Source organism: Candidatus Phycosocius bacilliformis, assembly GCF_003112735.1.
Taxonomy (GTDB): Bacteria; Pseudomonadota; Alphaproteobacteria; order Caulobacterales; family Aquidulcibacteraceae; genus Aquidulcibacter; species Aquidulcibacter bacilliformis.
In genome coordinates this window covers 155,813-181,223 of record NZ_BFBR01000006.1, presented here as the reverse complement: position 1 = coordinate 181,223, position 25,411 = coordinate 155,813, and the positions used below count along the sequence as shown (strand labels likewise).

26 protein-coding genes and 2 tRNA genes are annotated in these 25,411 nt (G+C 57.2%); 20 read left to right on the top strand and 8 right to left on the bottom strand.

From position 1 onward, the window contains the following. Window positions 1-38: 38 nt before the first annotated feature. Entirely contained in the window at window positions 39-1,400 is a 1,362-nt protein-coding gene (locus tag PbB2_RS10880; RefSeq protein WP_108985342.1) for a hypothetical protein, read from the bottom strand. A gap of 259 nt (window positions 1,401-1,659) precedes the next feature. Here PbB2_RS10880 and purD point away from each other — a divergent pair, with 259 nt between their 5' ends. The 4 genes from purD (at window position 1,660) to PbB2_RS10860 (ending at window position 6,298) form a co-directional block, all read left to right on the top strand. Further along, on the top strand, window positions 1,660-2,946 hold the full coding sequence (purD, locus tag PbB2_RS10875) for a phosphoribosylamine--glycine ligase (protein ID WP_108985341.1): 1,287 nt from the start codon (window positions 1,660-1,662) through the stop codon (window positions 2,944-2,946). A 172-nt stretch (window positions 2,947-3,118) separates the two neighbouring features. Next, window positions 3,119-4,192, top strand: a complete 1,074-nt coding sequence (locus tag PbB2_RS10870) for a phosphotransferase (RefSeq protein WP_420887460.1) — start codon at window positions 3,119-3,121, stop codon at window positions 4,190-4,192. 126 nt (window positions 4,193-4,318) lie between these two features. Then, window positions 4,319-5,215: a response regulator gene (locus PbB2_RS10865; RefSeq protein WP_238164975.1), complete on the top strand. Its 897-nt coding sequence runs from the start codon at window positions 4,319-4,321 to the stop codon at window positions 5,213-5,215. Between the two features lie 69 nt (window positions 5,216-5,284). Continuing rightward, window positions 5,285-6,298 carry a CorA family divalent cation transporter gene (locus tag PbB2_RS10860; protein ID WP_108985338.1) on the top strand — a complete coding sequence of 338 codons (1,014 nt, stop codon included), beginning with the start codon at window positions 5,285-5,287 and terminating at the stop codon, window positions 6,296-6,298. Between the two features lie 38 nt (window positions 6,299-6,336). On the opposite strand, the gene PbB2_RS10855 is transcribed toward PbB2_RS10860, so the two are convergent. After that, complete coding sequence (locus PbB2_RS10855) at window positions 6,337-6,906, bottom strand: GNAT family N-acetyltransferase (RefSeq protein ID WP_192576298.1); 570 nt, start codon at window positions 6,904-6,906, stop codon at window positions 6,337-6,339. Between the two features lie 167 nt (window positions 6,907-7,073). Between PbB2_RS10855 and PbB2_RS10850 the strand changes: the two genes are divergently transcribed. Both PbB2_RS10850 and PbB2_RS10845 read left to right on the top strand, forming a co-directional pair. Further along, entirely contained in the window at window positions 7,074-7,640 is a 567-nt protein-coding gene (locus tag PbB2_RS10850) for a sigma-70 family RNA polymerase sigma factor (protein WP_108985336.1), read from the top strand. A 2-nt stretch (window positions 7,641-7,642) separates the two neighbouring features. Further along, window positions 7,643-8,290, top strand: a complete 648-nt coding sequence (locus PbB2_RS10845) for an NrsF family protein (RefSeq protein WP_192576297.1) — start codon at window positions 7,643-7,645, stop codon at window positions 8,288-8,290. A 227-nt stretch (window positions 8,291-8,517) separates the two neighbouring features. Here the strand turns inward: PbB2_RS10845 and PbB2_RS10840 are convergent, their stop codons facing one another. Then, complete coding sequence (locus tag PbB2_RS10840) at window positions 8,518-9,498, bottom strand: mitochondrial fission ELM1 family protein (RefSeq protein ID WP_108985334.1); 981 nt, start codon at window positions 9,496-9,498, stop codon at window positions 8,518-8,520. 85 nt (window positions 9,499-9,583) lie between these two features. After that, window positions 9,584-10,291 (bottom strand): HAD-IB family hydrolase, encoded by a 708-nt coding sequence (locus PbB2_RS10835; RefSeq protein ID WP_108985333.1) that lies wholly within the window; start codon window positions 10,289-10,291, stop codon window positions 9,584-9,586. Between the two features lie 172 nt (window positions 10,292-10,463). Between PbB2_RS10835 and PbB2_RS10830 the strand changes: the two genes are divergently transcribed. Continuing rightward, window positions 10,464-10,553: transfer RNA gene (locus PbB2_RS10830), tRNA-Ser, on the top strand. A 264-nt stretch (window positions 10,554-10,817) separates the two neighbouring features. On the opposite strand, the gene PbB2_RS10825 is transcribed toward PbB2_RS10830, so the two are convergent. Beyond that, on the bottom strand, window positions 10,818-11,921 hold the full coding sequence (locus PbB2_RS10825; RefSeq protein WP_192576296.1) for an alpha/beta hydrolase family protein: 1,104 nt from the start codon (window positions 11,919-11,921) through the stop codon (window positions 10,818-10,820). A 300-nt stretch (window positions 11,922-12,221) separates the two neighbouring features. Between PbB2_RS10825 and PbB2_RS10820 the strand changes: the two genes are divergently transcribed. The 5 genes from PbB2_RS10820 (at window position 12,222) to PbB2_RS10800 (ending at window position 14,625) form a co-directional block, all read left to right on the top strand. Continuing rightward, window positions 12,222-12,548: an ArsR/SmtB family transcription factor gene (locus tag PbB2_RS10820; RefSeq protein WP_108985331.1), complete on the top strand. Its 327-nt coding sequence runs from the start codon at window positions 12,222-12,224 to the stop codon at window positions 12,546-12,548. Between the two features lie 27 nt (window positions 12,549-12,575). After that, window positions 12,576-12,995: an SRPBCC family protein gene (locus PbB2_RS10815; RefSeq protein WP_108985330.1), complete on the top strand. Its 420-nt coding sequence runs from the start codon at window positions 12,576-12,578 to the stop codon at window positions 12,993-12,995. Window positions 12,996-13,004: 9 nt separating this feature from the next. After that, the gene (locus PbB2_RS10810) at window positions 13,005-13,568 is read left to right on the top strand and encodes a DUF4287 domain-containing protein (RefSeq protein WP_108985329.1); all 564 of its coding nucleotides are present in this window, start codon (window positions 13,005-13,007) and stop codon (window positions 13,566-13,568) included. A gap of 98 nt (window positions 13,569-13,666) precedes the next feature. Beyond that, window positions 13,667-14,182: an SRPBCC family protein gene (locus tag PbB2_RS10805; RefSeq protein ID WP_108985328.1), complete on the top strand. Its 516-nt coding sequence runs from the start codon at window positions 13,667-13,669 to the stop codon at window positions 14,180-14,182. Next, complete coding sequence (locus PbB2_RS10800) at window positions 14,182-14,625, top strand: hypothetical protein (protein WP_108985327.1); 444 nt, start codon at window positions 14,182-14,184, stop codon at window positions 14,623-14,625. Before PbB2_RS10805 ends, PbB2_RS10800 begins: the two co-directional genes overlap by 1 nt. A 4-nt stretch (window positions 14,626-14,629) precedes the next feature. Here PbB2_RS10800 and trhO read toward each other — a convergent pair whose 3' ends face one another. Continuing rightward, complete coding sequence (trhO, locus tag PbB2_RS10795) at window positions 14,630-15,346, bottom strand: oxygen-dependent tRNA uridine(34) hydroxylase TrhO (RefSeq protein ID WP_108985326.1); 717 nt, start codon at window positions 15,344-15,346, stop codon at window positions 14,630-14,632. A gap of 324 nt (window positions 15,347-15,670) precedes the next feature. Here trhO and PbB2_RS10785 point away from each other — a divergent pair, with 324 nt between their 5' ends. The 7 genes from PbB2_RS10785 (at window position 15,671) to rodA (ending at window position 23,595) form a co-directional block, all read left to right on the top strand. After that, window positions 15,671-16,495: a hypothetical protein gene (locus PbB2_RS10785; RefSeq protein WP_133245788.1), complete on the top strand. Its 825-nt coding sequence runs from the start codon at window positions 15,671-15,673 to the stop codon at window positions 16,493-16,495. 95 nt (window positions 16,496-16,590) lie between these two features. Beyond that, a complete protein-coding gene (locus PbB2_RS10780; protein ID WP_108985323.1) occupies window positions 16,591-17,469 on the top strand; it encodes an SDR family oxidoreductase in 879 nt (292 codons plus the stop codon). A gap of 257 nt (window positions 17,470-17,726) precedes the next feature. After that, on the top strand, window positions 17,727-18,770 hold the full coding sequence (locus PbB2_RS10775) for a rod shape-determining protein (protein ID WP_108985322.1): 1,044 nt from the start codon (window positions 17,727-17,729) through the stop codon (window positions 18,768-18,770). A gap of 73 nt (window positions 18,771-18,843) precedes the next feature. Continuing rightward, entirely contained in the window at window positions 18,844-20,037 is a 1,194-nt protein-coding gene (gene mreC / locus PbB2_RS10770) for a rod shape-determining protein MreC (protein ID WP_108985321.1), read from the top strand. Beyond that, the gene (locus PbB2_RS10765) at window positions 20,034-20,531 is read left to right on the top strand and encodes a hypothetical protein (RefSeq protein ID WP_108985320.1); all 498 of its coding nucleotides are present in this window, start codon (window positions 20,034-20,036) and stop codon (window positions 20,529-20,531) included. The genes mreC and PbB2_RS10765 overlap by 4 nt, the downstream gene beginning before the upstream one ends. Then, entirely contained in the window at window positions 20,528-22,438 is a 1,911-nt protein-coding gene (gene mrdA / locus PbB2_RS10760) for a penicillin-binding protein 2 (RefSeq protein ID WP_108985319.1), read from the top strand. The genes PbB2_RS10765 and mrdA overlap by 4 nt, the downstream gene beginning before the upstream one ends. Further along, complete coding sequence (gene rodA, locus PbB2_RS10755; RefSeq protein ID WP_108985318.1) at window positions 22,435-23,595, top strand: rod shape-determining protein RodA; 1,161 nt, start codon at window positions 22,435-22,437, stop codon at window positions 23,593-23,595. The genes mrdA and rodA overlap by 4 nt, the downstream gene beginning before the upstream one ends. A 15-nt stretch (window positions 23,596-23,610) precedes the next feature. Here rodA and PbB2_RS10750 read toward each other — a convergent pair whose 3' ends face one another. Both PbB2_RS10750 and PbB2_RS10745 read right to left on the bottom strand, forming a co-directional pair. Further along, window positions 23,611-24,165, bottom strand: coding sequence for a c-type cytochrome (locus PbB2_RS10750; RefSeq protein WP_238164974.1), 555 nt, complete (start codon window positions 24,163-24,165; stop codon window positions 23,611-23,613). Between the two features lie 209 nt (window positions 24,166-24,374). Beyond that, window positions 24,375-24,450 (bottom strand) — tRNA-Thr (locus tag PbB2_RS10745). Between the two features lie 52 nt (window positions 24,451-24,502). On the opposite strand from PbB2_RS10745, the gene PbB2_RS10740 reads away from it, so the two are divergent. Further along, on the top strand, window positions 24,503-25,357 hold the full coding sequence (locus PbB2_RS10740) for an alpha/beta fold hydrolase (protein WP_108985317.1): 855 nt from the start codon (window positions 24,503-24,505) through the stop codon (window positions 25,355-25,357). Window positions 25,358-25,411 lie beyond the last annotated feature (54 nt).

Genomic DNA, 25,411 nt, shown 5'->3' with positions numbered 1-25,411 from the left:
CCGCAGTTTTGACAAGACACGGCATGAACACGTGCCAATCAAGGCTTGGGAATGCCAGGGCCATCATCGCGGGGCAGGCAAGACAGGCCGAACTGTGCTTGTGGCGTGCCGGGCTTGCACAGGGGCAGCGGATTGGTTCCCGGTGCAAAGCGGGCCGGGGCCGCATCCTTGGGCACGGGGACCGGGATGGGTTGGGCTTGCCGCGGCGAGCGACCCTCAATCGGGTCCCAGGTTGGACATTTTGCATCGCGTGGCCGATTGATCTGGGCGCATTCGCTTGTGCGCGCCATCCGCGACAGCACTGAATCGCCAACCCCAGTTGGAAACTCCTGTTTGACCCCAGCTCCACCGGGCCGACGCGGCAAGACGCCTGTTCCTGATGGCTGGCCGCCACTGGCCCCGCTTGCGACGCCATTGGCCGTTGCCGGGGCACCTCCAGCTATCATACCACCGCTAAGCGAGGTGACCCCGCCCGTTGCCGCTGCGGCCCCGGCACCAGAGCCCCCAGCGGAATTGGCCCCGTTGGCTGCCCCGCTGGCTGCCCCATTTGCCGCCCCAGATCCTCCCGATGCGGCTCGCTCAACAGCAGGCTCGGGCAGTTTCAAGTCTGAACTGCGGATCTGCGGCACTTGGACATTGGGCAGAGGTGCTGCATTTCTGGGCAGTCGGATGGGATCGGTGCTGGCGCGCGGGACGAGTGGAGCACGTGCTGGCGCAGGCAAGGCGTAGGCCGGTGGCGGCGCGAGGTCCGGAACGGGGGCTGGGCGAAAGGGTTCGTCAACTTCAGCTTCGACCGGATCGGGCAAACGAAGGTCCGGGTTGGCTTGCACGTTGGGTTGTGTCCGGGTGGCGAGTTGGCCAGCTTCAATTTTCAGGCGCTGGGCATCGGGGCGAACCAAGACCGGCCGGGCAGGAGCCAATGTCACGGGATTGGCAGGGGGGGCGGGGATAGGCTCAAATGGGATGGGTGCCGGTTCGTCAGAGGCTGGTGTCACAGGTTCTGCAACCTGGACAGGGCTTGTGTCCTGCACCATCGGGCGGGGTGGCAGCGCCGTCTCTTGTTGGCGCGTTTCAGCCTTGCTGGAGGTGGGCAATGGACTTGGAAGGGGCGCGGGCGTCGTTTGATCAGGGGGTGTCGCCGCCAAATTGGGTGCGGCATTGGTCTCTGGTAAAGGGGCTGGTGTGGGCGGTGGAGCGACAGCGGCAGGCGTGCTGCCATCATTCAAGGTGACGATTTCGACCGTTTCAAGCACGCGGGGCTCAAATGCCGGCTCTGGGAGGCTCAACACCAAAGCCGTCAAGGCAAGGTGGAGAGTGCCCACGGTCGCCAATGTCCAGAAATGGGGCCGCGTGTGCCCCATATCGGCGATCACTATGGGTCCCAAATCCTTGGTCTTCACCAATCTACCTCTTCTGGCGGTCCAAGTCCTGCCCAACGCAGCGGCTTTCTTTGCCGCAAACCTGTCACAGCCTGCAAGGCAACAATGCCATCCTCGCTGCCATAAGGGGTAAACAGGACGGTTTAAAGGCAAGTTCACGAGGCAAGGGCTGTAGGATCACAAAGTCCAATGCGGCAGTGATCTTGACCAAGCTGCTCTGACTGCCTAGCCCAAGAGAAACACCCGAACACCACCGAGTCGCCTCAGGCAGGGGGATAGAATGCGCGTTATGCTGGTTGGTTCTGGAGGCCGGGAACATGCGTTGGCGCTGGCGCTGCACAATAGCCCGTCAGTCCGTTTTTTGATGGTGACCCCGGCCAATCCCGGGATCAGCGGTGTGACGCGGGTTGCCTCGGTGGCTGCCGATGACATTCCCGGCCTTGTCAGCCTCGCTCAACTTGAACGGATAGATCTGGTGGTTGTCGGTCCAGAAGTAGCCCTTGCGGCTGGTCTGGCGGATGCTTTGGCCTTGCGCGGGATTGCGTGTTTTGGCCCAACGCGGGCGGCGGCCCAACTTGAAAGCTCCAAAGCCTTCACCAAGACCCTGTGCGAGGCCAAAAACATTCCCACCGCGCGGTTTGCAGCCTTCGACAATACCGAAGCTGCCTTGGCGCACCTTACCAAGGTGCGGCCCCCTTATGTGATCAAGGCCGATGGGTTGGCAGCCGGCAAAGGCGTTGTGATCGCTCAAACGCTTCAAGAGGCGCGCGAAACCATTCAAGAGATGGCCGACGGTCGGTTCGGCCCTGCTGGCAATCGCTTGGTCATTGAAGAGTTCATGACTGGGGAAGAGGTTTCTTTCTTTGCCTTGTGCGATGGGCACAAGGCGATTTACTTTGGGTCTGCCCAAGATCACAAGCGCGCCTTTGACGGTGAGCGTGGCCCTAATACTGGCGGCATGGGGGCTTATTCCCCCACGCGGCATGCTACCCCTGCCTTTATTGATGACATCATGACCCGCTTTATTGAGCCGACGGTAGCAGCCATGGCCCAATTGGGCACCCCATTTTGCGGCGTCCTTTACGCAGGGCTCATGTTGACGCCCACCGGGCCAAAACTGGTGGAATATAATGCCCGGTTCGGTGATCCTGAGTGTCAGGTTTTGATGGCTCGGTTTGAGGGCGACCTGGCGGCGATTTTGATGGCCTGCGCACGGGGTCAGATTGACACAGCGCCTAGCTTTAAGCTCTCAGAGCAAACCGCAGCGCTGGTGGTTTTGGCCGCGCAAGGTTATCCTGAAGATCCGATTACAGGTTCTGAGATACGCGGCGAAGCTGGTGCCAGTGCGATTCCCAATGGGGTTTTGTTACATGCGGGCACGCGACGCGATGGCGACGGTAAGCTGCGCTCAGCGGGTGGGCGGGTCCTTAACGCGATTGGTGTCGGCCCAGACCTCGCCAGTGCCGTGGAGACTGCCTATCGGGTCGTTGATGCGATCGTTTGGCCGATGGGGTTTCATCGCCGCGATATTGGCTGGCGCGAGTTGCACCCCGAACTCAAGGCCTAGGCTCTGCTAAACCTATCCTCAATCACATGTTGAGAGGCTCAATCCGGTGCGGTCTGGATTGTAAGTATTTCGAGCCAGGTTCGCGCGGGCTGAAAAAGTGGCTTTCGCTTGCCGACAACCGAGTTAAACAAGACCACAAGAACAAACCAACAAACGTCGGGGAGACATGATCATGACCGCACTTGAATCCGAGATTTTCAGCGGTACCAAGCCCGTCGATCCCCGCTATCGTCTGGATGAGGCTGCCCTGCTTGCGTGGATGCATGCCCATGTTGACGGATTTGCTGGTCCGATGGAAATCCGCCAGTTCAAGGGGGGCCAGTCCAATCCGACTTACCAATTGCTGACACCAACCCAGAATTATGTGCTGCGGCGAAAGCCACCGGGTAAGCTTTTGCCATCGGCACATGCCGTGGATCGTGAGTTTCGGGTTATTTCCGCCTTGTACCCGACTGGTTTTCCGGTTGCCAAGCCTTTTGGTTTGTGCGCCGATGATGGTGTCATCGGTACCATGTTCTATGTCATGGACTCGGTCGATGGGCGCATTCTGTGGGATGGTTCCCTGCCCGACAGTACCCCAGAAGAGCGCACCGCCATCTATGAGGCAAAAATTGCGACTTTGGCGGCGCTGCATGCCACCGATTATAAGGCCGTGGGGCTCGAGGATTTCGGCAAGGCCGGGTCTTATTTTGCCCGTCAGATCAGCCGCTGGACCAAACAGTATCAATTGTCTGAAACCAGCAAAATCCCTGAAATGGACCGCCTGATCGAATGGTTGCCGACCAGCATTCCTGAGGGGGAAACCACCAGCATTGTCCACGGCGATTATCGCTTGGATAACATGATCCTGCACCCCACCGAGCCACGTGTTCTGGCCGTTTTGGATTGGGAATTGTCGACTTTGGGTGATCCCTTGGGTGACTTCACCTATCATTTGATGAATTGGGTCATGCCGGCAAGCCAACGCTCAGGTCTAAAGGGGCTAGATCTGGACGCCTTGGGTATTCCATCCATGGAACGCTATGTCGCGCTCTATTGCGAGGGCACAGGTCGTAACGGTATTGACAATCTGGATTGGTATTTTGCCTACAATATGTTCCGACTTGCGGGAATTATTCAGGGCATTGTTGGTCGTGTGCGAGACGGGACTGCGGCGAGCGCGCATGCGGGTGAAAATGTCGACCGGGTTCGCCCGCTGGCGGTGTCAGCCTATGAGTTTGCGCTTCGCGCTGGCATGACGCCCTAAATATAGCCGCGCTGAAGACTTAAGCCTGTGCTGTATGAGAACTTGTTATCAGGCTTTGGGTAACCCTATTTTATCAAATACGACTTAGCCTTGAGGATCACAATCCTTGGGTGTCGTATGTCGGCTGTGCGTAAACTAACAGAATCCAAATCACAAGATTTTGTGAATAAACGGATTTTGCTTGTCGACGATCATATTCATGTCCGCACGATCTTCACCAGCATCCTCAATGGCCTTGGCATGTTCCGCCTGTCGACGGCCGACCGTGCTGACAAGGCTATGTCGACCATGCAAGCCGAGCCCATTGACTTGGTCATCACTGATTTCAACATGCCCGGTCAATCAGGGATTGCGCTTGCCCAGCGCATCCGGGAGGAAGTGCGCTCACCAAGCCCGCGTTTCAACCCGTCGATTCCGATCATTATGATCACGAGTTTCGGGACCAAGAAATGTCTGATCGCAGCCCGTGACGCGGGTGTTGATGAGTTTTTGGCCAAGCCCTTCACCACGATGGCAGTGGCTGAACGCTTGGATTCGGCAATCAATATGCAACGGCCCTTCATTGTCTCAGACCGCTATATCGGGCCATGCCGGCGTCGCCGGACCGATCCAATTCTATCGGGCCTCAAGCGGCGTGAAAACGACCGCTTGCCTGTGCTGGTTGATTTGGAAGATGAGCATGATCTCATCCGCACGGATGCAGATATCCTGATTGACCTGGGCCATCGCGACACTACGACGCAGGAAACCCAAGATGCGATCTCTCAAATTGGTGAGATGACGGCAGCCCGGGCCAATAAGATACGCGATGGACTGCTGGAAAGAGCTGCCATGTCGCTTTTGCGCTATGTTGCTTTGGCGACGGCGCGTGGCACGCTTGAGTCAGACATTGTCGAGATGCATGGCTATGCCGTGAAGCAATTGTTGGACTTGGCAGGCCGGGACCTCAATCTGTCCAATCAGGTCGTTGATTCTCTTGAACATGCCGTTGCCAAGCGGACCAAAACCCGCGAACTTGCTTAGCCAGATAGATCAAGCTGCATCCAGGCCAGATCTGGGTGGGAGCTTAAGGTCTGGTCGGAGGCAATGTGAATGGCGCTTAGCATTCTAACCAAGAATACATCGCTGCCTGTTGGGCTGGCCCAACCAACCCTTGCCGATCTGGCCCATGATGATGTGATTTGGATTGACTTATTGGCGCCAACTCAGGCTGAAGAACAAGCCGTTGAGGCTGCCTTTGGCATAGATGCCCCTTCAGAGAATGAGCGCGCTGCTTTGGAGGAGTCAGCTCGCTTCTCCATCGAGAATGACACATTGGTCCTCCATGCCACAGTGGTGGCGCGCGCCCGATCAGGCTCGGATCAAGGACCAATTGCGCCCAAGAAAGCGCCGGCAGAATTGCGTGCTATCGCGCATAGACGTGAGATTTTGAGCTTTTTTCTCACCCCGCGCGCCCTCATCACTGTGCGGACATGCCCGTTGCGCGCGTTTGAGATCAATGCGGGGCGGGCCTCGGTAAATCTTGATGGCGTCCAAGATGGACCGGAAGTTATGCTGGCTTTGCTGGAAAGTCTGGTTGAGCGATTGGCTGATTTTCTCAGCGCCAGCGCCAAGGAACTTGAGGACCTTAATCTGCGGGTCTTGGTTAGCCGCCGCAATATCGGCCTTGAGACCATTCTAAAGCGGCTTGGCCAATTGGGAGCTGGGGTCAGTCAATCGCGCGACTCGTTGTCCAGCCTTGCGCGTCTGGCCCGCTATGTAGTGACCCATGGTGCACAATGGCATGTACCCAAGGATCGCTTGACGTTGCTGGCAACAGATATCGAAGCCCTTCAGCGTCAAGCTGAAGCTCTGACCAATGATTTGACGTTCTTTTTGGATGCCATGCTGGGGCTTGTCAGTGCCCGTCAGAATGAGACCTTGAAAGTCATGGCGGTCGTTACGCTTCTGTTTGCACCCCCAACCTTGCTGACCTCAGCCTTGGGCATGAATTTCCAGCATATGAGCGTGTTTCAAGACCCTGCAGGCCCTTGGTGGGCGGTGGGCCTGATGGTGCTCTCCTCAGCACTTATCTATACCATCGTCCGGCTGGGAAAATGGCTTTAGCAATATTCTTCTATGATACAGATGGTTAAGGCCGGATATTAAAGCCAGCTCGGAACTTCGGATTCAAGGCCCGCCAATTCATGCAGATCTTCCCAGCCATATCCGACGACGGGGATTTGCCAGCCTTGCATCGAGTCGCGCCGGTCGCCGATCAATTCGCCGCCGATCGATTCATAGAAGGCACGCGCGCGTTCATTGCCTTTGACCACCCAAAGTCCACCGCTGAAAAGCCCTCGCATCAATAGCCAGCGTGAGCAGGCCAACATCAGAGCGCGCCCCAGTCCGCGGCCTTGGTGTGAGGCCCTGACATAGAGTTGGTGAATTTCCCCATCACCCAATAAATCCTGAGACTGCAACGTGGCTGCCCCACAAGTCGCATAGCCCAAGGCTTTGCCGTCCTCGGTTTCGGCAATGAAGATTCCCAGATCCAAGTCACCATCTTGCCGGATAAGTTCGGCGCGCCACGTTCGATACAGGCGGGGCAGTGCCAAGCCATCCAGCAGTGGGGTCGGCAAGAGGCCGGCATAAGCTTCGCGCCAAGTCAGTTGCTGCAATTCAGCAATTGCAGGGGCATCACTTTGGTCGGCGCGGCGGATCATCAAGCTCATGAGAATAAGGTGGCCCAAAACTGGAAAAGCGCAAGCCTTACATCTGCATTCGCGTTGGGTGCTGCGATTTTGAGCAAGTGCAGCCATCCGTGACTTTGTGTGCGCGGCAACGGGCTGCATCACATGAGCACGGACTTGTAACCACACCTCATCCGAGTACGTAATCCATGGCCGGAGGGTTGGGTTTGGTCGCAGATGAAGCACAATTGCACAGCTGGATGCTGGGCGCCCAGGCAGGCGATCCAGTCGCCACGCGTCAATTGCTGGACGGGTTAGCGCCGCGTTTGCGGGCCTTCTTCCGCAACAAGGGTGCCCGCCCTGAGGATGCTGAAGATTTGGTGCAGGAGACCTTGATTGCCATTTATACCAAGCGATCCATGTTTGATCCTGAGCAACGCCTGCTGGCATGGGTCTATGCCATTGCACGCTATCGGATGATCGACCGCTGGCGGCGGATAGGCAATCGCGGTCTGGATCTGCCGATTGAGGATTTTGAACATGCCTTGGCGGCAGAGGAGACCGAAGCTGGCGATCCCAAGAGCGACGTCGCCAAATTGTTACAGGACTTGCCGGAAAAGCAGCGGGTGGCCATCGAACTGGTGAAACTTAAAGAATTATCCATCGCCGAGGCCGCGGCGCAAACCGGCTGGAGTCCGTCTGATATCAAGATATCCATTCATCGCGGCCTCAAGGCGCTCATGCGACTTGTCGGCAGCACAGCAAAGGGAGCGTGACCGTGACAACTGACGAACTGATTGCGGCTTTGGCGCGTTCTTCTGACAAGGCTGGGCCAAAGCGTCTTTATCGGCGCATTGAGATTGCATTGGTGTTGGGCTTTTTGGTGGGCTTGGTCTTGTTGAAGGTCACCATGGGTTTTCGTCCTGACATTGGCGTGGCCGCCCCGATGGTGGCACTAAAGGCAGGCTTTTCGGCTCTGATTGCCACATTCGCAGGCGGCCTTGCGTTGCGGCTCGCGCGCCCTTTGGGTGATCGGGGTCAGCTGATTGTGCGATTGTGGCTGCCGCTGATCATTCTGGCGCTGGCGGCTTTGGCCATTGGCGCTGTTACCTTGTTGACAATGGCCCCGGGGGAGCGGTTTGCCGCCTTTATGGGCAATGGGTTTCCATGGTGCATTTTCTTGATCCCCTTGTTTGGCTTGCCAACCGCTTTGTTGCTTGTGTGGGCGCTGCGAGAAGCAGCCCCGACGCGGCTCACATTGGCCGGCGCCGCAGTTGGTGCGCTGTCGGGCGGGATGGGGGCGATGGTTTATGCCATGTTCTGCTCGGTCGATTCTGTCACATTCGTGACCATTTGGTATGTGGTGGGCATTGGTCTGGCCGCAGCCTTGGGGGCGATCTTGGGAACAAGGCTGTTGCGCTGGTGAGGTTTGGATCACGGACTATCCCGATTGAAACAGAATGAGTGGTTTCCATCACCTGGCCTTATATCTGACATCTGAAGCAGGATTTGTTTTGATCGGTGCGATGAAGCCTATGTTGCCATAAGGGGCAGCCGCAAAGTCTTTAGTGAAAAGGCTTCGTCTCCAGCCATTGTGATCAGTACACTGAAAGCGCGACACAGAAACCATGGTCAGGCGGCCCTCAACGCGCGCTAAGCGGTGATAAGTCGGGCCTTGATCGCTTCGGCAATATCCATGGCATCGCGGATCGGCTCATAGGCCCAAGGCGTCAGGCTGCCATTGAACCAGCGCGCAGCCCCGCGGTCGACAAAAGCCGTGTGCAATTTGTCAAATTTGGCATCCCCGCCTTCGAGCTTGATCAAATGGAGCGGAATGCCGAAGAAAGCGACATCGGTCATCATATTGGTGGAATCTTCGCTGACCAGAGCGGCTTCCGCCCGCGATAACCACGCCAAATAAGGGTTAGGCCCGTCGCGGGTTTCATTGGCGAAAAAGTCCGCATTGGCGGTAAAGGCAAAAGCGCGGAACAGATCTTCTGCTGGCTTGGGTGTGCGGCGGGACGTGGTGATCATCAGGTGCACATCCTGATGGGCCAGCCGCTGTAATTCGGCCACGATCGCATGGGCGCGCGCAAGGCTAAGCTGATGGCGCTTAGACGTCCCACCCAGAATGACCATGACCTGTCGTTTCGCCGGATAGCGTGACGGCGGGATCAGGGCATTGGCCGCCTCGATTTGTTTGGCACTATACCAGACTGGGGCACCTAGCGTGGAGACCACATTATCCCCGGTCAAACCATCATGCTGGGGTGGAGCTACAAGATCAAAGCGCTTGGGGTTTACGCGCGGGTCCTGCAATTGCACCACAAGACTTTGCCCCGCACTCCATTTCTTCATCCTGAGGGAATAGGGGATGGAACGGCGGCCATTGGCGATCCACACGTCAGGCCAGGGGGGCTGCAGACGCGCTGCCTGTTCTGCGGGCAAGGCTGCTTTCGCGAAAGGCCACAAGCTCGGTGGCAGGTTTAGTTGAAAGCCCTCTGGCTGAAGGCGAAGCACGCGGACGCGGGTTGCCACCAATTCTCCCAAGGCATGGGCCACTGCTAAGGTCTGTCGTTCAATCCCGGCACGCCCGTCAGAGACACACCAGACCGCGACTTCAGGACCATCCATGCTTCACAACTCCCCCGTGCGGTTGCCTTGAAACCGTATCAAGCCACCCAAACCTTCGGTCACTACTTTCTCGTTACCCCGCCTACTAAAGCCGATTCGCTGCTTCCCGTTCCATCCAATCCCCAGCGTAAAGCCCAATGAGGCGGGCAAGACGATCCCGCGGGGCTTCTATAAATTGACGGAACCCGGCTTGATCAGCTGCTGCCAGCATGTCACGGTCGCCGCGCGTATCGCCATAAGCGGCTGCTAATTGGGTGTCGGGAAAGGCGGTTCGGATGGCCGACAACTTGCCAGGTCCCCAGCAGTTTTCACCCAGGATTTGCCCGGTCAACCGCCCATCTCGTACTTCGACGTTGGTGGCCAAGACATGGGCCACGCCCAAATCCTCGGCCCATACCATCAGATAATCGCGTAAGGATGCTGAGACAAAGGCGACTTGATCCTGCACACCCTGATGGGCGCGCAAACGTGCCAGACCATCTGGACGGCTAATCAATGGGTAAATCAGGCGCGCAAAAATCCGACACCGATCCAGATAATGCGCATGGGCCATGCCCGCGAGAAAAAGTGTCAATGTGGCTTGCTTGACCCGCGCCCTGTCGACCAATCCCAGCCGATAGGCCAAAAAAACCGGCAGCAGTCGCACCAGGCCCAAGACAAAACCCCACCGTCCGGCGATAAAGCGCAGAAACAACAGATAGGAATCCGCCCACGTCAGCGTGCCATCCACATCAAACGCGGCCACGGGCCGCGCGGGTGCTTGCCGGGCAGGGGGAAAGGTCGCATGTGTCATGGCAGACCGCTTTACGCATCTTGCAACCGCCTGACCAGATGGCCTGCCAGTGACAGGCAGGTCTGGTCCTGATCCCTGCAAGTATCCTGCACCCCCTATCTTGCCAGCGGCGGAATAGGTGCGTAAACACGCCGCCCTTGACCCCGTTGCAACACGATTTGCAGCGCACACCGGAGGGGTGGCAGAGTGGTCGAATGCGGCGGTCTCGAAAACCGTTATAGGTGCAAGCCTATCGAGGGTTCGAATCCCTCCTCCTCCGCCATTTTTTTCTGTCTCACGTGGCAAAGCGGCTCAAATGGGGTGGCCCTAGTGCGCCGGCGGGCGGTTACCCTTGCGAACCTTAACGGGTTCAAACATTAGCCGGTCCTGTCCGCCGTTTTTTTGTTTCCGACATGAGCGGCCCAAGGTGAGGGCGGCGCGGATGTCTGTGGGCTGGTGTCTGCGCCCCTTGGCAGATTCAAGCTTTCAGAATCCTGCTAAAGGCTGGTCCCAGATTTTGTGGACTGGGTCCTTCGGCGGGTGGGCCCTATCGGGTTCTAAGCCAGATCGTGTTTGTCTGTGAGGAGCGACGGGCATCGGCCAGAAGCTGATTATTGGCTTGGCGATCTCCTTTGAGGAAGCTGTCCCAGAAATCGGTTTGCATAACCCGCAGCGCGGCACCGTTTTCATCATCTGCATCAAAACTCATATGCGTGAAGCCTTGGACAATTCCAGCAAACTTCATACCGGGGGCGCTCTTGTAATATGGCTCCAGCCGCCATTCTGGGGTTTCCCCATCCGCCCCAGTATCTTGAGTGCCAGTTATGGCAAAGAACGGTTGTTTGATGGTGGCAAAGCTCTGTTCTGTCAGGTCTAGGCGGCCCGATCCCTGGCCGCTGATTGCCATGAAGGCGGCAAAGCGGGACGTTAGCTGTGGCGAGGGGTTACGCTCTGCGGTCTTAAGGCGTGCCCCGGCCAACACTTGGGTGGTATAGGCTCCATAGGAGTGGCCCGCCATACCATAAGATCCCCGCTTTACCCGGTCATGCACTGCGCGGTCGATCCCGCGCCCTGCATCCAAGCAGTTGATGAGAAAAGCGATATCGGCGATCCTGCTGGCCAAATAGAAGGGGTTTTCCAAGTGTTCAACCAGGGCCGAATTGCCATTAGCTGCGGACCGAGCGCGAGGGGAGCGTTGCTGACGCGATGCAGCAAGTGAACCCAGAAGTGCGGCTTTACCGCCTGGAGGTGCGGCAGGGTCAGAATAGCGCAACGAGTCTGCGTGGGTTGGATGGATGACCACATATCCTCGCGCAGCCCAATCGCGGCTGGTTTGTTCAAAGGCGGCCATATCCGCACCAAAGCCGTGGCTGAAAATAATGGTGGGATATTGTCCCGGTCTAGTTGGGACATAGGCGCGCACCAGAAAATTCCGAGGTCGCGATGGGTCAGTCAGCCGGATGTTATCAATGACATTGACGCCCATTCCGTCATTTTTGCGGCGTAGCCGGTTAGCCAAGGCACCCGATCGACCTGCAAACGGGTCTGCTTGAGCTGGCAAGGCAAACATGAGAGCGGCCCCGGCGGCCAACATAAAGCCGCGCCGACTGTGGGGTCTTGAAAGCAGCTTTCCGTCACTAATGTGTGCCATCTTGTTCTCCATGGCCGTTCGAATTTAGCCACAAACGGCATTGACTTATATGTATTTGTCTTTCCAGCTATCTCGCTCTGCAATTACTATCGCACATCCAAATGAACTCAGAATGAATATCAATTTTACTGAAATATACTTGGCGATTGGTAGGGCGGAACAACCAGAAGGACCGGATGCCAGTCTGTGAGGCTTCAATTTAGATGTATAACTAAAGGCACGGTGCCCGCTTCCCGAAAAAGAAGTCCCAGTTGACATCATAGGCAATTGCCTATAATAAGGGCGCGAGGAAACGCCCTTATGACCTATGTCGCCCCCCATCAGGATGCATTCAAAGCCATTGCCGATCCCAATCGGCGGAAGATGTTGGACATGATGCTGCAGGATGCCTGTACCGTGGGGGCATTGGCGGATGCTCTGGCGATTTCCCAACCCACCGCGTCCCAGCACATGCAGGTTTTGCGGCTCGCCGGACTGGTGGACGAGCGAAAAGAGGGACGGCGAACCCTTTATACTGTCCGCGCCGCGCAATTGCGCAGTGTTGCAGACTGGATCGCCAAATATGAGGCCTTCTGGACAGACAGACTGGATGCCCTCGATGCACATTTGGCCCGCATGAAGACCTGACGGCACCAGCTTCGGAGAATACCGGTCATGAAAGATATTGTGATAGAGCGTGTGTTGGATTTCCCCCGCGCCATGGTGTGGGAGGCTTTGACCCAATCCGACCATCTGGCAGCCTGGTTGATGCCCAATGACTTTAGGCCTGTCTTGCACCATCGCTTTACGTTCAAAACCGCTCCGGCCCCTGGTTTTGATGGCATTGTTCGCTGCGAGGTGCTGGACATAGATCCGCCCGAACGTCTGGCCATAAGCTGGCGCGGTGGGCCTCTTGACACGATTGTGCGGTTTCACCTCCAAGATGAAGGCACAAAAACCCGGCTGACAGTGCGCCATGAAGGCTTTGCAGGCCTTGCCAATCTGATCCCACGTTTTGCTTTGGGGCTGGGGTGGAAAGATCTGATCGCGCGCAAACTGCCGGCCTATGTCGGCACACTTCAGCACGTGGCTTAGGCGGCTGTCATGGCATTGAGTCCCGAAGAAATGGATGCGGCCGTTCTGGCCAATTTGCACGCCCGCACTGGCCGCAGCACGGAAGACTGGCTCGATCTGATTGCAGCTGCCGGACCGTTTGCAAAGCCCGGTGAGGCGGTCGCGTGGCTTAAGACCCAGTACCAGTTGGGCCATGTGACCGCCCAAATCTTGGTACGGCATTTTAACAAGCGCGCTGCACCAAGGGTAGCCGCTGTTACGACCCAAGAGGTATTGGGGCAGGCGGGTGCTGCCCGCCTTGACCAGCTTCTGGATCGATTGGGCCAAGATGTGCCGAATGTGCAGGTGTTCGTTCGCCAGACCTATGTTGGCATTGGTACATCCAGGCAATTTGGCGTGGCTGTCCGGCCCAAGTCTGGCCCTGCGCTGCTATGGCTGGCACTTGTGGCCCAAGATCGGTCCCAATCGCCCTTGCCAACCGCACCTAAACTGGGCGGCAGTGACCGCTTCACGCTTTTGCTGGCGGTGTCCGAAGACGATGATCTTGCAAGGATCGTGGCCCATTTGCGTGCTGCAGCGCTTGCAGGCCGATGACATAATTTGTACCAAATAATTGAAATTAAATCTAAAAAAGTGAGATAATTGTGCGATTTCCTGCCCTTGTTAGACAAGGGGGCGAAACAGGAAAGGACATGATGGTGAAATTGGTGATTGGGGTGATTGTAGGTCTGGCATGTGTGGCGGGGCTCACCTTGCTGATTGGCTTTTTGCTTCCTGCATCAAGGACTGGCCAGCATGACCGGGTGATTGATGTTTCCCCGGCTGCTTTGTCAGCGGTTATTCTGGATCGGGCAAGCCAGCCGCAATGGCGGGCGGATTTGGCCAAAGTGGACATTAAATCGGCAACGCAATGGACTGAAACAACCGAGCGCGGCGAAGTGATCGCCTTCGAACTCACGTCTAAAGAGGCCAATCGCATCACCATGCGCTTTGCAAGCTCATATGGTTATCATGGTCAGTGGGAGGGCCGACTTAATCCTACCCCCAGCGGGGGCACCCACATTTTTGTGACTGAACAGGCCACGACACCTGCCCCAATTGGCCGCATTCTTGCCCGGCTATTTTTTAATCCTGACGCCTTTGCACGCCAGTATCTGGATGCGCTGGCGGCTGAAACACAAAGGCGGCAGACTGGAGAGACCCGATAATGCCCGCAGCCAAACCAACGACCAAGCGCCCGACTGATTGGCGCAAACGCTTTGCCAAAGCCAAGGAACCGCACACAATTGTGTTGCACACTGACTTTGCCGGCATCAAGACCGGCACCACGATGTATATCGGCTCACCCGGCTCGATTGCCAATTATATCGCCCGGATCCCGACTGGTGAGACTCGCAGCATTGAGGCGATGCGCAACGAATTGGCGCGCAAGAATGGGGCGCAAGCAACTTGCCCGGTCACCACGGCGATCTATCTCAAGGTCGTGGCAGAAGTCGCGCTGGCTGATCTGGCGGATGGTAAGACCAGTCAAGAGGTTGTGCCGTTCTGGCGGCTGATTGCGCCAGATAGCAAGATTGCCAAGAAGCTAAGCTGCGACAGCCAGGTTATCGACCATTATCGACAGTTGGAAGTCGCCAATCCTGTCGATTAAGCCCTCAATCAGCTTCGACAACCCCGCGGGCATCAAACACAAAGCAGCCACCCTCAAACAGGCTCTCTTCTTTCGGCACTTGTGCCATATAGGCCAAAATACCGCCCTTGAGATGATAGACTGTCTCAAATCCTTCGGCCAACAAATAGGCCGAGGCCTTTTCACACCTTATGCCGCCGGTGCAATACATGGCGACTTTCTTGTCGCGCGCGGGGTCCAAATTCTCTTCTGCCCACTTCTTAAAGGCGGTGAAGGTGGGGATTTTGGGATCAAGCGCGCCTTTGAAAATACCTTCGTCGGTCTCATACTCGTTGCGCGTATCAACCAAAACAATGTCAGGATCTGCAATCAATGCGTTCCAATCTGATGGGGCCACATAGGTGCCAACCGCTTTACGCGGATCGGCCTTCGGGGCCCGCAGAGTTACAATCTCGCGCTTTAACCGCACTTTCATGCGCACAAATGGGTTTTTATCTTCTTGAGCATATTTGATTTCGGCATCCCGAAAGCGGCCTGAAAAGATTGGATCATTCTCAAGATAATGCACAAAGCGATCAATGCTGTCGGGTGGGCCGGCGATCGTGCCATTAATGCCTTCAGGGGCAATCAACAGACTGCCCAGAATGCCCCATTGGCGCGTGTTGGCCAAAAGATCGACACGCAACACCTCAAAATCCGGGCAATCGGCAAACTTGTAGAGGGCGCAAATCTTGGCAGTCATGCCCGCCTCCTAGCAAATCGCGCGCCTGCTTGGCACCCCCGCCGTGCAGATCACCGAGTTGCCACGGTTAATGCGCCCCATGTGGCTCGGCGACAAATCGATTTCAAATTGAACACCAATTGCAGGGCTTGAGGAAGTTTTGCTGATTAGCTTGTCACGCTTCGGTTTCAGAGGTGTGTCATGAAACAACATATTGGTGTCCGTTTGGGGCAGAGACTGGCTTGTGCATTGGTGGGCGTAGCATGCCTGATGCCGAGTTTGAGGGCGCAGGCTTCCGATCAAGACAAAGTCGAAGCCGGTAATATGGCTATGGGCCCACTCGTCATGGCAAATGTACCCGCAACACGGCCCGCGATAGCCCCGGCAATGACAACACTGGCCCCACCTGAAGCCGCCTTGTTTGATATGGGCGCGGCTGCGGCCCGTTACCGCGCCTTTGTGGGCGAAGCGCGCCGCTTGACGTCTCTGCGCGCGCTGTCGCGTGAGAATGTTGAGGGTGCGCTGATCATGACGGCGCGTTTGTCGGCGACCGAATTATCAGAAGGGGCTGCGGCCTATGGTGTGATGGCTGCTGCGGCTTATCCCCCGTTTGCCGCCAGCCTGCAGACCGCCCGCGATCTTTTGGGACCCGACGTGGTGGTTGAAAGATTGACCCAAGACCCTGATGGTTTCTTGCGCCAAATCGCGGGCGCACGTCAGGCTGCTTTGATTGGTTCTGGCGTGATGGCTGACAGCCTTGCTGCGCTGGACCGTGCTGGCCACTATTTGGGTGAGGCTGCCTATGGGGTGCAGAAAGAGGCGTGGTCACAGCAGGAAATTGATCCACAAATGCTTTTGGCCGCTTATCGGGCGGCGGCGACCAGCCCGGTAAGCCTTGCGGCCTTGACCTCAACCGATATGCCCGAACAGGCCGCAGATACGCCATTACCCAGCCGCCTGATCGTGGCGGCTGCCTTCCATGCGCTGGGTGAGGATGGTCGCGCCACCCGCTTGATTGCACGTCCTGCCGGTCGCATGTGCATGACGCGGGCACAGCTCAATGTACGCCAGTGCTTGGCCGCCAGCCGCTATCCTTACGAACATGTGTTCTGTTTGGCCCGCCACAGTTTTGAAGAAAGCGCCAGCTGTCTGCATGACACGATGCGGTGAAAATCGCCTCGGGAAACTCACAGACGCGTCTATCTGGCTTGCGCCCGCGCTCAAAGGCGCTATGTCGAAACCCAACTCAAAGGAGGGGAGCGACCATGGCCAGCCTGAAAGATAAAACCTTGTTCATCACCGGGGCTTCCCGCGGGATTGGCTTGGCCATCGGGCTTCGCGCCGCGCGTGATGGGGCCAATGTCGTGATTGCGGCCAAAACCGACACCCCGCACAAGCATTTGCCCGGTACGATCCATTCTGCCGCCGAGGCGATTGAGGCAGCCGGTGGCAAAGCTTTGCCGCTGGTGGTTGATGTCCGTGAGGAAGCCTCGGTGCAGGGGGCGGTTGAACAGGCAGTTGCCCATTTTGGTGGCATTGACATCTGCATCAATAATGCCAGCGCCATTCAATTAACCGGCACATTACAAACCGAAATGAAACGCTATGACTTGATGCATCAGGTTAATGGCCGGGGGACCTATCTGGTCAGCCGCGCCTGCATCCCTTACTTGAAGAAGTCGGCTAATCCCCATGTCCTCAATCTTTCACCACCGCTGGACATGAGCGCGCATTGGTTTGGCAATCATGTCGCCTATACGATGGCCAAATACACGATGAGCATGTGTGCGCTTGGCATGGCCGAAGAATTCCGCGCTGTTGGGATTGCCTTCAATTGTCTGTGGCCGCGCACCGGGATTGCTACCGCCGCCATTCAGTTTGCGCTCGCCGGGGATGAGGGGTTGCGCCACTGCCGCACGGTTGAGATCATGGCCGATGCCGCCCATGTCATTTTGACTCGGCCTGCCCGTGACTGCACAGGCCATTTCTTCATCGACGATCTGGTGCTGTCTGAGGCCGGTGTGACGTCTTTTGATCACTACCGCGTCGACCCGACAAAAGAGCTGATGCCCGACTTTTTTGTGCCGGCGGAGACGCCATTGCCACCGGGGGTCACCATGGCTGCAGTTGCCGCGCCAAAATAGGTTCCATTCGTGATCTGGGTGAAGCGGGTTCACATTTCACGCTGCTCGGTCCAAGACAGAAACGTGATCGCTTCCAGCGGGGTTTCGCCTGTCGCGGGAGGCAAAAGCCTCCAACTGTGAAGAACTGCTGGGAAGCAGCAGAAAACGCAGGTGAATTGAGGGAAGTGGCCTTGATTTGGCCGCGGTGAAGCGGCACGACCCGGAGTCATCATTTGCGAATCATCGCATAGAACAGACCTAAAATCGCGAGAAAAATAATGTTCGGACGCCTCTTCAACTGGTTCTCCAGCGACATGGCAATCGACCTTGGGACCGCCAACACCCTTGTCTATGTCAAAACCCAGGGGGTTGTGCTGAATGAGCCCTCCGTGGTCGCCTATCGCCAGCGTGGCGGGCGCAAGGAGGTTCAGGCCGTTGGTCACCAGGCCAAGCTGATGCTGGGGCGTACACCCGGCGAGATTCAAGCCGTTCGTCCAATGCGCGATGGCGTGATCGCCGACTTCGAAGTTGCCGAGGAAATGATCAAGCACTTCATTCGTCGGGTGAATTCGAACAAAGGCTTTTTGCATGGTCGTCCTCGCATCATCATTTGCGTGCCCTCAGGGGCCACTCCTGTAGAGCGCAAGGCGATCCAAGAAGCTGCGATGAATGCGGGGGCCTCAGATGCCTTCTTGATCGAGGAGCCGATGGCTGCAGCCATTGGTGCAGGCTTGGCGATTGATCAGCCCTCAGGCTCAATGGTTGTTGATATTGGCGGGGGCACAACTGAGGTGGCCGTCCTGTCGCTGGAAGGCATTGTCTATGCCCGCTCGGTCCGCGTGGGTGGTGATAAGATGGATGAGAGCATCATCAATTATCTGCGGCGCACCGAAAACATGCTCATCGGGGAAACCACGGCTGAACGTATCAAGAAAGAGATCGGCTCGGCGCTGCCTCCGGCTGATGGCTACGGCTTGTCGCTCTCGGTTAAAGGACGCGACCTTTTGAACGGTGTGCCGCGCGAGATCCAGGTCTCCGAACAATTGATCTCGGAAGCTTTGGCTGATCCGGTTGATGAGATTATCGAGGCGGTGCGCGTCGCACTGGAAACCACACCGCCTGAACTGGCTGCCGATATTGTTGAGAAGGGCATTATGCTGACTGGGGGCGGTGCCTTGCTGCGCAATTTGGATGTGGTGCTGCGGGAACGTACCGGGCTGCCAGTATCAGTCGCCGACGATGCTTTGTCCTGTGTTGTGCTGGGCACCGGCAAATGCGTGGATAATTTCGAGCAATGGAAAGGCGTTTTGTCCAAAGTTTGAACCCACTGAACTCTCCATCAAACCCCTAAAGAACCCCATAAAACCGATGTCGCTGTGATAAGGGAGCAAGGCCATGGCGCGCAGAAGTAACCGGCGAGGCGGAGGTGCTGGTCCTTTGATCGGTGTGGCTGTGCTGACGGCGCTGATTTCGGTCGGGGCGACCTTGGTTGTCACAGACCAACGTAATGGCGGGGTCGCTGGGATTGCGTCGGATGTGGCCGGCACGGTTGGCGGCGTGTTGATGACCCCGGTGCGCTGGGGTGAGGGGATTGCCAGCTCTGTCAGCGCCTTTTTTGGGGGTGCGGCTTTAAACCACAAGCTGATGGAAGAAAATCGTGCCCTTCTGCAATGGCGCGATCAGGCCAAAGCCATGGCCGAGCGCCTCGATGCATATGAAAAGCTGCATGGCATTAAAGCTGAACAATTGCCCCAAGGTCTGACTGGCCGGCTGATCAGTGAAAGCAGCGGACCATTTTCGAAATCCGGCATTGTGAATTTGGGCGCCAAAGCTGGCGTTAAGGTCAATTGGATTGTGCTCAATCAAAATGGCCTAGTGGGCCGGGTGATTGCGGTGGGCAGCGATACGTCGCGCGTTCTGTTTCTGGCCGATGGCGATAGTCGCGTCCCGGTTATGGGCGAAGTGACCCGCGCGCGCGCTTTGGTGACAGGTGATAAGACAAGTGCGCCGCGTTTGGCCCATCTGAATACCCCCACTTTGATGCGCGATGGTGAACGGGTGATGACGTCGGGCGACGACGGTATATTTCCGCGTGGACTTGCGGTTGGGCAGGCCGGCATTGCCCCCGACAAGCAATGGCGCGTGCGCTTGGCCTCCAATGCCGCCCCGATCGACTTTGTTCGCTTGATACCACCGTCGAATTTCCCACCACCTGTTGATGCTGTCAGTGCACCAGCTTTGGCCCCGCCACCCGCTGGGACGGCGGCAGTGCCAAGCCCGCAAGGTGGTGTTCTGCCGCTCGCACCTGGGGCAGCGGGCGTGCCGTCTGCAGCGACCCCTGAAGCTATTCGCGCTGCGCAAGATACGCGCGCCTCAAGCGGGGCGACGGCCCGACCACCTCAACCCCGGCCTGTGAATTTCGGTGCAACCAAGTCTGACTCCGCGGCGGGCGAAGCGACGGGGCGGCCAGTTGGTACGCCTGCAGGAGCAAGCCCAGCACCCAAGTCTGAAGCAGCAGCCCCGGCAACGGCCAGCCCGCCTTCGCCCCCACCGGCCACCCCACCAACTTCTGGGGCACCCAAGCAGTGAGCACGTTGCTGCCTGGGCGTCCATCGACCAGGTCTCGCCTATTTTCCGGAATCGGGATTGTTGCTGCGACGAGCCTGCTCAATCTGGCCGCCATAGAACTTGGGCCCTTTGGTGCCATTTGGCCTGCCAGTTTACTCTGGGCGGCGTGTGGCTGGGCAAATCAAGGGCCGAACGCCATCATTGCTCTTTTGCTGTTTGGGCTTGGCCTGTGGCTGGACGTTCTGACTGGCGGCCCAATTGGCGCTTGGGCCCTGATCGGGCTTTTGGCCCATGTCATGACAATGGTGGCTGCCCGCGTGACGGTGACTGTCTTACCCTCAACCATTGGATCGGCTCTGATCACTGGTTTTTTCTATCTCTTAGCGATGCTGGTTGTGTCGATTTCCAGCGGCAAAGGCGTTAATATACTGAGTGGCCTCGTGCCTGTGATCAGTGCGGTACTGATCTATCCGATGGTCGCCCAATGGTTTGATCTTTCTGAGGATGACGCATGAGCCAGAACGATGATCTGTTCAGTCGGCGTGCAGTGGTTTTATCCTCGCTCGGCGGGCTCTATTTCGGCATTCTTGGCCTGCGCATGGCGCAGTTGCAGATTTTTGAGAATGAGGAGTTCCGGCTTGAAGCGGCTGAAAACCAGTTCAACCTGCTGGTTAATCCCGCCTCGCGTGGACCGGTTTATGATCGCTTTGGCGTCCCCCTTGCGGTGAACCGCCGCGACTTCCGCGTTTCGATCATGCGGGAGGATGTGGAGGATTTGCCCAAGACAGTCACGGCACTTGCCTCCATTCTGCGCTTGCCTCCGGAGGCAGCCGAAACGGCGCTGAATGATGCAAAAGTTGCTCCACGATTTATGCCTTCAATGGTGGCTGATAATTTGTCGTGGGAAGACTTTTCCAAAGTCAGCGTGTATTCGGCCTCCTTCCCCGGCGTGCGCTGCGACATGGGTGAGGCACGCAACTATCCCTTGGCTGAAAGCATGGCGCATGTATTGGGATATGTCGCCAAGGCCAATGATAAGGACGTCGCCCTTGACCCTCAAGCCAGGCATCCAGGTATTCGGGTTGGTAAAGAAGGCATCGAGAAGTCTCAAGAGAAGGGTCTTAAAGGGGTACATGGTGCGACCAAGCTCGAGGTAAATGCTCATGGCAGGGTGATCCGCGAGGTGGTGGATCCACGACTGGCCCCCAAGAGTGGGGCGCCTATTGTCCTCACCATTGATGCTGAAATCCAGCAAGTTGCCTATGACCAGTTTCAGCCTAAGGAAGATCGTCCGGCCGAGGCGGGCTCGGCGGTCGTTATGGATATTCACAGTGGCGAATTGCTCGCTCTGGTCTCAGCGCCGAGCTTTGATCCCAACAAATTTGTCGATGGCATCAGCCGAACAGATTTCAACGAATACAATAATGCTGAAATGCGCCCCTTATACCACAAGGCGGTGCGCGGGATTTATCCCCCCGGCTCAACGTACAAAATGATCACGGCCTTGGCTGCGCTTGAGGCCGGTGTAACAGACCCAGAAGAGACTGTGCAGTGCCCCGGCTTTTACATGTTGGGCAATCACCGTTTCCACTGTCATGCACGGTCGGGGCATGGCACTGTCAATCTGCATACTGCGATCAAAGTGTCCTGTGACGTTTATTTCTACGAAATGGGTCGGCGGATTGGTGGGGAAAAAATGGCGGAAGTCGCCCGTGGCTTCGGCTTTGGCCAGCGCTTTGATCTGGGGATTCCAGGCATTGCCGCCTCCCATGTCCCAGACAATGCGTGGAAGCTTAAAAATCGGGGTGCCCCTTGGGCTGTTTACGACTCCCTTAATGTCGCCATCGGCCAAGGCCTGATCGCTGCGACCCCCTTGCAATTGGCGGTAATGACTGCGCGCATCGCCTCCCAAGGCGTTGCGGTTGAGCCGCGTCTCATCCGGGAAGGCCCGGGTGCCGTGCCGATGACGCCTTTTAAACGCCTGCCATTTGACTACAAAAACATGCATTTGGTCCATGAAGGTATGATCGCAGTCTCCAACGAGGCGGGCGGGACAGGGCGTGGCGATTTGGGCATTGAAGGCGTACGCATGGCGGGTAAGACCGGCACTGCGCAGGTGCGCCGCATCACAATGGCTGAGCGCAGAACCGGTGTGCGCTCAAATGAGTCATTGCCTTGGCGGCAGCGCGATCACGCCTTGTTCGTGTGCTATGCCCCGGCGGAGCAGCCAAAATATTGCTGCGCTGTTGTGGTTGACCATGGCGGGGGTGGTGGAAAGGCGGCAGCCCCGCGCGCCCGAGAAATCATGCGCGCCACCTTATTGAAGGACCCCACATCGCGCCCAGCCTTCACCACGGCCACCAAGACCGCCGAGGCCGCCCCACCGTCTGGCCCCGCCACACCAGGAGATGGCAAAGCATGACTTTCTTGAGTGATATTGAGGCCGGTCGGGACAGCTTCTTGGGTAAATTGCGCCGTGTCGAATGGGGCCTTGTCTTCGTTATGGCGATGATTTCACTCATGGGCACCATTTTGCTGTTTGGCGCAGCTGGGGCCAGTTGGGAGCCGTGGGCAGGCGATCATGTCATCCGCTTTTTTGTGGTGACCTGTTTGATGCTTGTGGTCGCCACGATTGATGTGCGGGTTTGGTATTATGCGGCCTATCCAGCCTATATCATCGTCTTCATCATGCTGATTGGTGTAGAATTGTTCGGTAAAGTCGCGCTCGGGGCCCAGCGCTGGCTGGAGATCGGGCCAATTCGCCTGCAACCATCTGAATTCATGAAGATTGCGCTGATTTTGGCTTTGGCACGCTATTATCAGGATGCCGATTCAGATCGGATGTGGACGCTGCGTGCCCATCTTATTCCCTTGATAATGCTGGCTGCACCTGCAGCATTGATCACGCTTCAGCCAGATCTGGGGACTGCGATCATGGTGGCAGGCGTGGGCGCGACAATGGTAATTTTGGCGGGCCTGTCTTGGTGGTATGTGATTGCAGCGGGTGCTTCAGTCGCCACTTTCGCCCTGGCGGCCTTTTTCTTCTTTATGGCCGAATTTCAACGGAACCGGATTCTGACTTTCCTCGATCCGTCGCGTGATCCATTGGGCTCGGGCTATCACATTACCCAGTCCAAAATTGCGATTGGGTCGGGCGGCTTGTTTGGGGTTGGCTATATGCAGGGCACCCAAAGCCAACTCGACTTTCTGCCTGAACGCCATACCGACTTTGTTTTTGCCATGCTGCTCGAAGAATTTGGTATGGTTGGCGGGGTGTTTGTTCTCTCGCTTTATTTGGCTGCTATGGCGTTTGGCATTTATATTTCGATCGGCTGCCGGCACACGTTCGGCAAGTTTCTCGCTGCCGGGGTCACGATGCTTCTCTTCATTTATGTCGGGATCAATGCAGGCATGATTATGGGCATTTTGCCGGTGGTGGGTGAACCGCTGCCCTTTTTAAGCTATGGCGGCAGCGTCATGTTGTCATTGATGTTTGGCCTCGGCCTTGTCCAGAACGCAAAAGTGTTCCGCGACAAGACCTTGGCATCGGGCTTTAAGTCGTCACGCCGCCTGCGGTGACACAAGCTGTGCGGCCTATTTCGAGCTTTCCACCTTGATGTAGGCGATGACGTCGCGGCGATCCTTTTCCTGCTTGAGGCCCACAAAGCTCATACGGTTGCCGGGCAGGAAACCTTTCGGATCTGCGAGCCACTGGTCTAACTTATCACCATCCCAGACAAAGCCTGCGCCTTTCAAGGCCGGGGAATAGGTGAAGCCCGGCGCCGTCCCAGCGGTGCGGCCAAAAATGCCATGCAGGGCTGGACCCACCCGGTTGGCCCCGCCTTTTTCGATCACATGGCACGACCGGCATTTGGCAAACTGGCGCTTACCATTGGCAAGATCGCCTGTGTTGTAAGGGGCAGGCAGGCTGGCAAGGATTTTGGCGTCTGCCTCAGAAGCAGCTGCTGCAGGGGCAGGAGCGGCAGGGGCCGCTGGCTGGGCGGCAGGTGCAGCGGGCGTTTCGGCTGGGGCTGCAGCAGCCGGCGCCTGGGTGCTGGCCGATGCCTCATCTTTCTTGGCAGTATCGTTGGCTTGCCCGCAGGCAGCCAGCGCCATCAGTGGCAATACGCTCATCGCAAGCTTCTTCATGATCCAATCCCCATCGATATGTTAAACCCTGTTGGCCGAGGTGAGGCCGCAGGCCATCCACTTAGGCCACAGGCATGTTGCCGCCCATGGCACGCGACATCACAATCTGGCTTGGTTCTTTCAACTGATTGTGAAGCCCCCACGCATGAGCCGTCGCGTCACCCCGCACAGATCGAGGGCCTTGCAGTTTTGTGGCAATGTGAGGGAAATGGTGCCGGTTGCAGGAATCGAACCCGCGACCATCCGATTACAAATCGGGCGCTCTACCTGCTGAGCTAAACCGGCATTGGCACGGTGTTTAGACGGGTTGGGCGGCTGGTTGCAAGAGAGACGCGCAATGAAGTCTGCACACAATCACAGTTTGACCCGCCGCCAGACGTTGGTGGCCGCCACAGGAGCTGCCGGACTGGCGACAGTTGAGACAAGTCCTAGTGTGGCTGCTCCGGCAGTGCAATCAACACCCAAACGCACTTTTGTGCTGGTTCACGGCACCTGGCATGGTGGCTGGGTGTGGCGACAGGTTGCTGAAAGGCTGCAGAGGCAAGGTCATCGTGTGCTGACCCCTACCGCGACAGGATGTGGTGAGCGGGCCCACTTGATCCGCCCTGAAACCAATCTAACCACACACGTACAAGACATATGCGCGACAATTGAGATGGAAGACGCCGAAGATGTCATCTTGGTTGGCCATTCTTTTGGGGGTTTGACGATCACAGGTGTGGCCGATCGGCTGGGGCGCAGGATTTCCCAACTGGTCTTCTTTGATGCGTTTATTCCCACGCGCACCCGCCCAGCTTGGGTGATGCCAGAGGCGGATGGCAGTTGGCCTGCGTGGTGGCGAGACCGCCAGACCCACTTCATCGACGGCTACAAAATGGTGTTTTTCGACCATTATCCTCTTAAAATGCTGGTGCCTGAGGAGGATACGACCAATATCGCCTTGCTCAAGCGCAAGTTGAGCTGGCATCCGGCCGGGCAATGGACCGAGAAGCTCAGCTTTGCCAATGGCGGCTGGGAGAACCATAAGCGCACATATGTGCACACGACCTTGCAGACATTTGCGCCATCAAGCCCGGCGATGTGGGGACCCGGCAAGGAAGTCGGCTGGAATTGGATTGATGTGCCGACCAGTCGTGACGGCATGTTGACCCATCCCGATGTGGTGGCAGATTGTTTTGCTGGACTGGCCTGAAAACGGTGACATTTCTCAGGACTTTACCGCCATCGCGCATTGCACCAAGGCCCA

Coding starts and splice junctions, on each gene's coding strand:
- PbB2_RS10815 (WP_108985330.1), top strand. CDS start 12,576: ATGAAAGATATTGTGATAGAGCGTGTGTTGGATTTCCCCCGCGCCATG.
- PbB2_RS10740 (WP_108985317.1), top strand. CDS start 24,503: ATGAAGTCTGCACACAATCACAGTTTGACCCGCCGCCAGACGTTGGTG.
- PbB2_RS10805 (WP_108985328.1), top strand. CDS start 13,667: ATGATGGTGAAATTGGTGATTGGGGTGATTGTAGGTCTGGCATGTGTG.
- PbB2_RS10850 (WP_108985336.1), top strand. CDS start 7,074: ATGGCCGGAGGGTTGGGTTTGGTCGCAGATGAAGCACAATTGCACAGC.
- PbB2_RS10825 (WP_192576296.1), bottom strand. CDS start 11,921: ATGGCACACATTAGTGACGGAAAGCTGCTTTCAAGACCCCACAGTCGG.
- PbB2_RS10855 (WP_192576298.1), bottom strand. CDS start 6,906: ATGAGCTTGATGATCCGCCGCGCCGACCAAAGTGATGCCCCTGCAATT.
- mrdA (WP_108985319.1), top strand. CDS start 20,528: ATGAGCCAGAACGATGATCTGTTCAGTCGGCGTGCAGTGGTTTTATCC.
- PbB2_RS10835 (WP_108985333.1), bottom strand. CDS start 10,291: ATGACACATGCGACCTTTCCCCCTGCCCGGCAAGCACCCGCGCGGCCC.
- PbB2_RS10785 (WP_133245788.1), top strand. CDS start 15,671: ATGGCAAATGTACCCGCAACACGGCCCGCGATAGCCCCGGCAATGACA.
- PbB2_RS10870 (WP_420887460.1), top strand. CDS start 3,119: ATGACCGCACTTGAATCCGAGATTTTCAGCGGTACCAAGCCCGTCGAT.
- PbB2_RS10800 (WP_108985327.1), top strand. CDS start 14,182: ATGCCCGCAGCCAAACCAACGACCAAGCGCCCGACTGATTGGCGCAAA.
- PbB2_RS10810 (WP_108985329.1), top strand. CDS start 13,005: ATGGCATTGAGTCCCGAAGAAATGGATGCGGCCGTTCTGGCCAATTTG.
- mreC (WP_108985321.1), top strand. CDS start 18,844: ATGGCGCGCAGAAGTAACCGGCGAGGCGGAGGTGCTGGTCCTTTGATC.
- trhO (WP_108985326.1), bottom strand. CDS start 15,346: ATGACTGCCAAGATTTGCGCCCTCTACAAGTTTGCCGATTGCCCGGAT.
- PbB2_RS10820 (WP_108985331.1), top strand. CDS start 12,222: ATGACCTATGTCGCCCCCCATCAGGATGCATTCAAAGCCATTGCCGAT.
- rodA (WP_108985318.1), top strand. CDS start 22,435: ATGACTTTCTTGAGTGATATTGAGGCCGGTCGGGACAGCTTCTTGGGT.
- PbB2_RS10750 (WP_238164974.1), bottom strand. CDS start 24,165: ATGAAGAAGCTTGCGATGAGCGTATTGCCACTGATGGCGCTGGCTGCC.
- purD (WP_108985341.1), top strand. CDS start 1,660: ATGCGCGTTATGCTGGTTGGTTCTGGAGGCCGGGAACATGCGTTGGCG.
- PbB2_RS10775 (WP_108985322.1), top strand. CDS start 17,727: ATGTTCGGACGCCTCTTCAACTGGTTCTCCAGCGACATGGCAATCGAC.
- PbB2_RS10780 (WP_108985323.1), top strand. CDS start 16,591: ATGGCCAGCCTGAAAGATAAAACCTTGTTCATCACCGGGGCTTCCCGC.
- PbB2_RS10860 (WP_108985338.1), top strand. CDS start 5,285: ATGGCGCTTAGCATTCTAACCAAGAATACATCGCTGCCTGTTGGGCTG.
- PbB2_RS10840 (WP_108985334.1), bottom strand. CDS start 9,498: ATGGATGGTCCTGAAGTCGCGGTCTGGTGTGTCTCTGACGGGCGTGCC.